This window comes from Motilimonas sp. 1_MG-2023 (assembly GCF_030547455.1).
GTDB lineage: Bacteria > Pseudomonadota > Gammaproteobacteria > Enterobacterales > CBDFNC01 > Motilimonas.
Genome location: NZ_JAUOPX010000112.1, coordinates 1 through 731, shown reverse-complemented (window position 1 = coordinate 731; position 731 = coordinate 1). Strand labels below are relative to the sequence as shown.

Below are 731 nucleotides of genomic sequence, written 5' to 3'. Positions count from 1 at the left end.
CAGATATCGATGCGCTCCTGCCTTGGAACTTCAAACATTAGCAACATCAGCCCGTGGGATCATGGGGCGTTTACGTTTATTCCTCTTGTTGTCGCCCTTGGCGTGGTGAAGGCCATTATCCTTATTTCTTCCCTGATGTGATTGAACTACCTCGGTCGCAGGATACCAATGCAGCGCATGCTGTGCTGGCAGCAAGGGCAAGTGCGCGTGGGTTGGCTCAGTGGCTCAATTCCCAGTAGCTGTTGCAGCAACGGCAATAGCAAGCACTGTATTTGGTACAGTAATCCTTTGGTGTTACCGCGTAAAAAACCATAATCCCGAGTGCGTTGTTTCCAGTGTTTGGTTTGCTCATCGCGATAGCGGAAGGTGGCGTTATCCTTGGTGATGTTCATGATGCTTTATCGGGCAGCACGCCGCGATATAAGGTACAGTTATGTGCTGCACAGTTTGTATAAATGGCAGAATAGGCGCAGTGGTAGGTAAAGTTATAACTGTAGTAATTTCAATAAGGTGATGATGTATTGCGCCATAGAGAGACCAAGAGTGAGTAAGCGATTTATTCACGTAGATTGGTACTAGGCGCGTGTTGATTTACACGCGTGAATATATAACTGAAGAGTGCAAAAGCTCGATGCGGTCTTGTGTTTTAAAATAAGTGCATATTCCCATGAATGCCGATCACCCAATAACATTGATGCCGATCACCTGATAACACCCAAGTCGATCACCCA

At 46.6% G+C, this 731-nt stretch carries 1 protein-coding gene; it reads right to left on the bottom strand.

What is annotated here, in order from left to right; genetic code table 11:
* Positions 1 to 146 precede the first annotated feature (146 nt).
* Positions 147 to 392: a hypothetical protein gene (locus Q4519_RS21645; protein WP_303515999.1), complete on the bottom strand. Its 246-nt coding sequence runs from the start codon at positions 390 to 392 to the stop codon at positions 147 to 149.
* Positions 393 to 731: the final 339 nt, after the last annotated feature.

Bases quoted from the DNA above. Each gene is read 5' to 3' on its own strand.
- Q4519_RS21645 (WP_303515999.1), bottom strand. From the start codon at position 392: ATGAACATCACCAAGGATAACGCCACCTTCCGCTATCGCGATGAGCAA.